Annotated in this window: 9 protein-coding genes; 4 read left to right on the top strand and 5 right to left on the bottom strand. The window is 65.0% G+C overall.

Translation table 11 applies throughout. The features are described from left to right. On the top strand, window positions 1-117 hold a 117-nt coding region (locus VKM35_RS13835; protein ID WP_414636573.1), incomplete at its 5' end, for a nucleoside transporter C-terminal domain-containing protein. Window positions 118-124: 7 nt separating this feature from the next. Beyond that, window positions 125-1,063: a ribokinase gene (locus VKM35_RS05975; RefSeq protein WP_324319378.1), complete on the top strand. Its 939-nt coding sequence runs from the start codon at window positions 125-127 to the stop codon at window positions 1,061-1,063. Window positions 1,064-1,200: 137 nt separating this feature from the next. Here the strand turns inward: VKM35_RS05975 and VKM35_RS05970 are convergent, their stop codons facing one another. Further along, the gene (locus tag VKM35_RS05970) at window positions 1,201-1,860 is read right to left on the bottom strand and encodes a hypothetical protein (protein WP_324319376.1); all 660 of its coding nucleotides are present in this window, start codon (window positions 1,858-1,860) and stop codon (window positions 1,201-1,203) included. 82 nt (window positions 1,861-1,942) lie between these two features. On the opposite strand from VKM35_RS05970, the gene dusB reads away from it, so the two are divergent. Further along, a complete protein-coding gene (gene dusB, locus VKM35_RS05965; RefSeq protein WP_324319374.1) occupies window positions 1,943-2,929 on the top strand; it encodes a tRNA dihydrouridine synthase DusB in 987 nt (328 codons plus the stop codon). A gap of 18 nt (window positions 2,930-2,947) precedes the next feature. Here the strand turns inward: dusB and VKM35_RS05960 are convergent, their stop codons facing one another. From VKM35_RS05960 to VKM35_RS05945, 4 genes are all read right to left on the bottom strand, one after another. After that, window positions 2,948-3,298 (bottom strand): hypothetical protein, encoded by a 351-nt coding sequence (locus tag VKM35_RS05960; protein ID WP_324319372.1) that lies wholly within the window; start codon window positions 3,296-3,298, stop codon window positions 2,948-2,950. A gap of 55 nt (window positions 3,299-3,353) precedes the next feature. Then, window positions 3,354-4,364: a metal-dependent hydrolase gene (locus VKM35_RS05955; protein WP_324319370.1), complete on the bottom strand. Its 1,011-nt coding sequence runs from the start codon at window positions 4,362-4,364 to the stop codon at window positions 3,354-3,356. A gap of 212 nt (window positions 4,365-4,576) precedes the next feature. Then, a complete protein-coding gene (locus VKM35_RS05950) occupies window positions 4,577-5,362 on the bottom strand; it encodes a UDP-2,3-diacylglucosamine diphosphatase (RefSeq protein ID WP_324319380.1) in 786 nt (261 codons plus the stop codon). Window positions 5,363-5,388: 26 nt separating this feature from the next. After that, a complete protein-coding gene (locus VKM35_RS05945) occupies window positions 5,389-7,116 on the bottom strand; it encodes a lysophospholipid acyltransferase family protein (RefSeq protein WP_324319368.1) in 1,728 nt (575 codons plus the stop codon). Between the two features lie 256 nt (window positions 7,117-7,372). On the opposite strand from VKM35_RS05945, the gene metK reads away from it, so the two are divergent. Beyond that, a partial coding sequence (metK, locus tag VKM35_RS05940; protein WP_324319366.1) for a methionine adenosyltransferase occupies window positions 7,373-8,208 on the top strand: 836 nt, incomplete at its 3' end.

Below are 8,208 nucleotides of genomic sequence, written 5' to 3'. Positions count from 1 at the left end.
GCCCCCGAGCGTCGCGCCGATCTCGCACGCTTCGGTCTGCGTGCGGTGCTTGGCGGTTCGCTGGCGACGTTCATGACCGCGACCATCGCCGGTGTGCTGACCCAATACGGCAGTTGATAGCTCCATGACGGCAGGCGTCGTCATCGTCGGCTCGTTCAACCAGGATCACGTCTGGGCCAGCGAGCGTTTCCCGGCGCCGGGCGAAACCCGGCTCGGGCGCTTTTCCTGCGGACCGGGCGGCAAGGGTTTCAATCAGGCGATCGCGTCGGTGCGGCAAGGTGTACCGACGCAGTTCATCGGCGCACTCGGTGTCGATGCGATCGGCGACGACGCCGCGCGACTCGCGCAGGGCGAAGGCCTGGTCGCGCATTGGCAACGTCTTTCCGATTGCGCCACCGGCACCGCCGCCATCCTGCTCAATGGCGAAGGCCAGAATCTGATCGTGGTTGGCCCCGGCGCGAATGCCGCGCTCACGGTCGCGCACGTGGATGCCCATGCCGATGTCATCCGCGGCGCACGCGTGCTGCTCACCCAAAATGAAGTCAATCCGGATGCGACGCGACGCGCGCATGCGCTCGCACGCGCCGCCGGCGCATTGGTGATCCACAACCCGGCGCCGTCGGTGGCGCTGGCCGATCAACCCGGTTTCGCCGACATCGACCTGCTCACGCCGAACGAAAGCGAATTCGCGCAACTGCTGCGCGATCACGCCGGCCACGACCTGCCGACCAAGCGCATCGCCGGCCAGGAAGACGCGATCCTGCACCAGCTGTGCCGCGATCTCGGCGTCGCGACGGTGATCGTCACGATGGGTCCGGAAGGCGCTTTCGTTTCAGAACAAACCGGCTATGCCCGCGTCGCCGCGGAAAACGCCAGCGTGCGCGATACCACCGGCGCCGGCGATGCGTTCAATGGCGCCCTCGCCGCCGCGCTCGCGCTCGGACTGCCGCTGCTCGATGCCGTGCATCGCGCCGGCTGCGTGGCCGCACTGAAGATCGAACGCGCCGGCGCCGCGCTGGCGATGCCGACCTCCGCCGAAGTCGCGCAACGCTTCCCGGCGTAGTTGCATTTGTAGGAGCCAGCTTGCTGGCGATATCCCTCGCGCGGAAGACAAACCTGATCCCCGCAATCGGATGAGCATCGCGATAGCTGCGAGCCGGGTAGACATTGTCGCCAGCAAGCTGGCTCCTACCCTATCGGCTACTTCATGTTCCCGATGATCGCGTTCTGCGTGTCGCTGGATTTTTTCATCATGTTGCTGAGCATTTCCTCGGCTTTCGCGCGCCGATCCATCAGCGCCTGCAGGCGCAGCTGCTCCATCTCGCCCATGTCCGACAGCGAGTCCTTGTCATCTTGCGCAGCATCCTTGGCGGCATCCAACGTCCGCACCGAGGCTGAGGTCGCCAGTACCGGCGTGCCGGCGTCTTGCCGTGGCGCCGTCATCGCGTCGCGAAGGCCGCTCTGGTCCTGTTTCATTCGTGTGCTCGCCGCACGCAACGCCGCCTTCTTTTCGCGTGTCTGATTCATCTGCTCCAGCATCGCTTTCGTGTCCGCGCTCGCGTCTTCAGAGATCAGCGCGAACATCATCATCACCGCGTCCTCGATCGACATATCGCCCAGGTCGAGTCGCCCGTCGCTGCCTGCCTGACGAACAAGACCAGCGGCGCTGCCAGCATCCAGATTCTGTGTCGGCAGACTGCGCGACAAAGCGCGCAACTGCGCGCGCGTGCCGGCATTCACGGGGGCGGCCTGCGCGCGCAGCATCGTCGCCTTGGCGACTTGGGCAGCCGCGGCGGAAGGCATCAACGCCATGCTCAGGCCGGCGGCAAAAACCATAAACGGCAGCAAGATCCTGCGCATGATCGCTCTCCAGGTGGCCGGGGCGATCCATGTTACGCCGCTGACGGCTCCGCTTCGACGTCCGCTGGTCGATAATGCCGGCATGCAGATTGGTCCCTACCGTCTCGATCCCCCCGTCGTGCTCGCGCCCATGGCCGGCGTGACCGACAAGCCGTTTCGCATGCTGTGCAAACGGCTGGGCGCCGGGCTGTGCGTATCCGAGATGACCACGTCCGATCCGCGCCTGTGGGCGACCAGCAAATCGCTGCACCGCATGGATCACGACGGCGAGCCCGCGCCGATCAGTGTGCAGATCGCCGGCACCGATCCGGCCATCCTCGCCGAGGCCGCACGCTACAACGTCGACCACGGCGCGCAGTTGATCGACATCAACATGGGCTGCCCGGCGAAGAAAGTCTGCAATGTCTGGGCAGGCTCGGCGTTGATGCGCGACGAGGCATTGGTCGCACGCATTCTTTCCGCAGTAGTGAAGGCGACGGACGCGCCGGTGACATTGAAGATCCGCACCGGCTGGAATCGCGACAACCGTAACGGCTTGAACATCGCACGCATCGCCGAGGACTGCGGCATCGCCGCGCTCACCGTGCATGGCCGCACCCGCGCCGACCTGTACAACGGCGAGGCCGAATACGAGACCATCGCCGCGATCAAGAGCGCATTGAAGATCCCGGTGTTAGCCAACGGCGATATCACCTCGCCGGAAAAAGCGCGCTTCGTGCTCGACTACACGAAAGTCGATGCGGTGATGGTCGGCCGCGCCGCGCAGGGCCGGCCGTGGATCTTCCGCGAGATCGCCCATTACCTGGCCACCGGCGAACACCTGCCCGAGCCGACATTGCGGGAGGTGCGCGACATCCTGATCGGGCATCTCGAACATCTGCATGCGTTTTACGGTGAAGTTTCCGGCGTGCGCATCGCGCGCAAGCATCTGGGCTGGTATGCGAAGGATCGTCCGGAAAACGAAGCCTTCCGCGCCGTGGTCAATCGCGCCGAGACCGCAGAAGAGCAGATCGACCTGACCCGCGATTATTTCGATGCGCTGGCGGCGGGCGTGGCGATCGCCGCGTAAGCCCTCGCTGTGTTCGGCTCAGTGACCCCAGAACCACGATAGGGCGAACGCAGCAGCGATCGCCAGGATGATCGTGCCCAGCGACAGATGCATGCGATCGCCGGGCTGCACCGTACCGTTGTAATGGCCCAGGTTTGGATGCGTCGGTGCCTTGATGTTGGTGCTCGCGTGCTGGCCGATCTTGTCGAGGGCGCGGTCGAGTATGGGCGAGCCTTTTTCCAGCAGTTCCGCGCGCATTTCCGGCGGCAATTTGTCCAGCTGCGCCTGCAACTTCTGCCGCATCGGCTCCGGCAGCTTCGAAATATCCAGGCCCTTGCCCGCGCGCAGCGCCTGCAACGCCGCCCTGGCCTGATCGGATGGACTGGACATGGTCATCTCCTGTGCGGACGACCAGCATAGCCTGAGTGCACCGCGAAGTTGACCGCTAGCGACCAGGCTGATGCCAGATGCGCTGCCACATCGCCGGCAGTCGCCGCGAAGCATCCCAGGGCCATTGCAATTGCGTCACCGGCATTTCCTGCCACTGCCCGTCGCGGCTCCGCGCAACAGCGAAGCGGAAACTGTAGTCGGGCTCGGAGCCCATGCGCAGATCGCTGAGCACCACCTGGCCATCGCGTACCTCCGCTTTCAGGAAGCCATGGCTGAACCAATTCAATTGCCGCACCGATGGATAGCGCGCCACCGCGTGCATCGCGCCGACGTCGCTCTTGTACGCGCGAAAAACCATAGGTCCGGAATCCGCCACCAGCGAGCGTTCGCCTTCCATAAAACCCTCCGGCGTCATCACCACCACGCGCCAGAGCAAGGTGTTGAACGGCGTCGGCGTGGAGAATCTCGGCGCGTCCTGAAGACCTTGCGCGCGCAGACCGGCGTCGACGATGCGCTCGACCTGCCATTTCGCGAAACCCGCCCAAAGAAGGTAGCCGGCACTCAGCAGCAAGCCGCCGAGCAAGGCCTGTTGCGCGGCTTTGCGTTCGCGCCAGCACCAGGCCGCGATGCAGGCCAGTACCAGCGGCAGCGCGAACAGCGGATCGATGATGAAAAGTATCGAGCCCATCGTCGGCGGCTGCGACAACGGCCACCACAGCTGCGTACCGTAAATGGTCGCGGCATCGATCAGCGGATGCGCGAGCAAGGTGACCAGGATCAGCCAGAACCAGCGCCGCGGCTCTTCGCGCAGCGGCGGCCAAATCGCTTTCAGAAACCACCACAACGCGATTGCGACGAAGGGCAGCACCAGCAGCGAATGCGTGACACTGCGGTGCCAGGTCATGTTGGCGACCGGGTCGGGTGCGAACAAGGCCAGCGCGACGAAATCGATATCGGGCAGCGAGTTGATCAGCGCGCCGGCGATCAGCGCACGGCGACGATGCTGCGCCGGCGCGATCGCTGCGGCGATAGCGCCGCCGAGAAAGAGATGAGTCAGGGAATCCATGCCGGGCCGATGACGGGAAAACCGCAGCCTAGCGGAGGTCTCGCGGAAAGTCGCTGCCGCGATCGGAAATTGATCGGTGAGCGGTGAGCGGAAATATTCTGTCTGTCGTCCCCGCGAAGGCGGGGACCCAGTGACCTTCTAGTCAACGCTCCCCGGCGCTGGATGCGAAGGCGTAGACGTGGGCATTGCTGACACCGCCATTGCACAAGCAGTCACGCCGCGCGCGACACCAGACGCAGCGGCGAACGTCGCGACTGCAGCAGAACCGCTTCGCGGCCGCTGTCGACAAGCAGGCGCAGATTGCCATCGGCATCCTCGGCGACCGCGCTCAGGCTTTCCACCCAGTCGCCGTCGTTGGCGTAGACGAGGCCATCGACCACGCGCAGGTCGGCACGATGGATGTGGCCGCAGACGATGCCATCGAGGCCGCGGCGACGCGCATCGTCGAGACCGGCACGCACGAAGCGTTCGATGTAGCGCTCGGCGGCGCCGCTTTGTCGTTTGAGGAAGTCAGCCAGCGACCAGTAACGCAGGCCGAGCTTGCGCCGGATCAGGTTGGTGGCGCGATTGCCGCTGAGAATCACGTAGTACAGCCAGTCGCCGAACGCTTCCTGGAAACCGCCGAAATGCGTCAGCGCGTCGTAGTCGTCGCCATGCGTGACCAGCAGGCGGCGGCCGTCGAGCAAGGTGTGGATCACGCGTCGACGCACGCTCATCTGCGGCAGCATCAGGCCGCAGAAGCGCCGGATCGGGCGGTCGTGATTGCCCGGCACGTAGATGATTTCCGTGCCGCGTTTTGCCAGCGCGTGCAAGGCCTCGACCACACGATGCTGCGCGGCGCCCCAGACCGCGCGCCGCTGCGACAACCACCACAGGTCGACAATGTCGCCAACCAAATAGATACGCGCGCAGTTCAAACCCGAGAGGAAAGCCGCGAGTTCCTCGGCGTGACAATGCTTGGATCCAAGATGCACATCGGAAATAAACACCGCGCGCATCTTCGCGTCGCTGGTGCAATCGATCGTCACGCCGCCGCCTGACTCTCGCCCGTCAGCGCCGTCGACGCCGCACCGAGATAGCGCTCGCGCTTGCGCGGCCGGATGCGCGCCAGATCGACTTCGATCAATCCATCGACGGCGTTATTGAATTCCGGATCGACCCCGAAGGCGAGAAACCGCGCCCCGCCCGGCTCGCACAATTCGGTGTATTGCTTGTATAGCGTCGGCACGCGGCTGCCGAGGACTTCGAGATTGGCCTTGAGCACACGGAAGCCGGCGTCGGCGTCGAGCTCGCCGAAACTCGGCGGTGCGGCGAGATAACGGAACGGACGATTGGCCTGCGCCGGCGCATCGCCGCAGCCATGGAACTGAGAGTAATACGCGACCAGTTGTTCGCGCGCGGCGATCGGCAGATCGGCACTGATCGATACCGGCCCGAACAGATAGCGGATATCCGGATGCGCGCGCAGGTAGGCGCCGATGCCGATCCACAGATAGTCGAGGCTGCGCGTACCCCAGTATTTCGGTGCGACGAAGCTGCGGCCAAGCTCCATGCCGGCGGCGAGTTTCGCCAGCGCGCTGCACGGATAGCGGAACAGCGAGCTGGTGTAGAAACCTTCGACGCCGCGTTCGGCCAGAACCGCCTCACCGCGCGCGACGCGATACGCGCCGGCGATTTCCAGCGCCTCGTGATCCCAGAGCACGATGTGTTCGTACCAGGTATCGAAGGCGTCGACATCCAGGCGCTTGCCAGTGCCCTCGCCGACCGCGCGGAAACTCAGCTCGCGCAGACGACCGAGCTCGCGCAGCAGCAATGAATCCGCCGCCAGCTGCCCGCAATAGATGCGCTTGCCATCGGGTGTCTGGCCGAGCAGGCGCAGCTTGCGCAGTTCGGCGAGCAACCCGCCGCGATCCACCGCGTGCACCAGCGCGAGCGGCCCGCTGGGCACGGTCTCGCGGCGCGAGCCAATCGCATACAGCGCCTGTCGGATCGATTTCAACGCCGAGGCATCATCCTGCGGCTCGACCAACGCCATCGGCTCGCCGATGCGTAACGCGATGCGCGCGCCCTTGCGCGCCAGCACCTCGCGCGGCAGCAGCGCGGTGCCTGCGGGCTTGTACAGCGCCGACGCGCCGTAAAACAACGCGGAATTGCGCGTGCCGATTTTCACCGGCAGAACCGGCGCCTTGGCCGTGCGCGCGAAACGCAGAAAACCGCGACGCCAGCGCGTGTCGCTGATGCCGCGCCAGCCCAGGCGCGAAACCTCACCGGCGGGAAACACGATCACGCATTGTTCGTCGGCGAGCGCCTGTTCGATCGCGGCCAGGCTTTCGGCATTCGGACGACCGCCGAGAATGCGCAGCGGCAGCAGCAGCTCGCGCAGACCGTCGATGCCGCAGAGGAAATCATTCGCGACGATCTTCACGTCGCGCCGTATCGTCGAGACGAAATGCAGCAGCGCCAGCGCATCGACTGCGCCGGCCGGATGATTGGCGACCAGCACCACGCGGCCGGTCTGCGGAATGCGTTCGCGCTCGACCTGATCGACCGTGTAGCGCGCCTGCAGGAAATCCAGCGCGGCTTCGACAAAGGCGAAACCGGATTTGTCGCGATGCGCGGCGAGAAAGGCGTCGGCTTCGTGCAGGCGCGAGAAGCGGCCGAGCCCGCGCACCAGTGGCCGCGCGAACAAGGCTTTCGGGCCCTCGAACCAGGCGGGGTAGCGTTCGCTGAGACGCTTTTCCAGATCGATCATGCCGCTCTCCCTCGCCGAGACGCCGCCAGCCTGCGGCGTTTTCGCGACACGGGTGTTGCGGGCGGGAGTCAGCGCGATGACACGGGCCGCGATGGAGAGCGGGGAGCAGCAACCACGACCCCGCAGCAAAACCGCGCCAATTTCCTTAACATCGGACAAACGTCGGGCCCCTCAAGATGCGCATCCCGGCCGCGGCGTGTATCATGCGCAGCCCCAAATCCATCCTTTCATCCGAATCAAGGGATATAACCCAACGATGAGCAGCTACCTCTTCACCTCCGAATCCGTTTCCGAAGGCCATCCCGACAAGATCGCCGACCAGATCTCCGACGCCGTCCTCGACGCGATCCTCGCGCAGGACAAGCGCGCGCGCGTGGCCTGCGAAACGCTGGTGAAGACCGGCGCAGCAATCGTCGCCGGCGAAGTCACGACCAGCGCCTGGGTGGACATCGAATCCATCGCGCGCAAGGTCATCAACGACATCGGCTACGACAATTCCAAGGTCGGCTTCGACGGCCACACCTGCGCGATCATCAACATGCTCGGCAAGCAGTCGCCGGACATCAACCAGGGCGTGGACCGCAAGAAGCCGGAAGAACAGGGCGCGGGCGACCAGGGCCTGATGTTCGGCTACGCCTGCAACGAAGCTCCGGAATTCATGCCGGCGCCGCTGTATTACTCGCATCGCCTCGTCGAACAGCAGGCGAAGGTGCGCAAGTCCGGCAAGCTCAAGTGGCTGCGCCCGGACGCGAAGTCGCAGGTCACCCTGCGCTACGAAGACAACACCAACAAGATCATCGGCCTCGATGCCGTGGTGCTGTCGACCCAGCACGACGAGGACATCAAGCAGAAGGCGCTGGTCGAGGCCGTGTACGAGCACATCCTCAAGCCCGTGCTGCCGAAGGCCTGGCTCAAGGACCTGCCGAAGTCGAAGATCCACATCAACCCGACCGGCAAGTTCGTGATCGGCGGTCCCGTCGGCGACTGCGGCCTCACCGGCCGCAAGATCATCGTCGACAGCTACGGCGGCATGGCCCGCCACGGCGGCGGCGCGTTCTCGGGCAAGGATCCGTCCAAGGTCGATCGTTCGGC

Source organism: Arenimonas sp., assembly GCF_035312645.1.
Taxonomy (GTDB): domain Bacteria; phylum Pseudomonadota; class Gammaproteobacteria; order Xanthomonadales; family Xanthomonadaceae; genus Arenimonas.
Note: the sequence above shows the minus strand (reverse complement) of the source record. Positions and strands in the feature narration are given on the sequence as shown.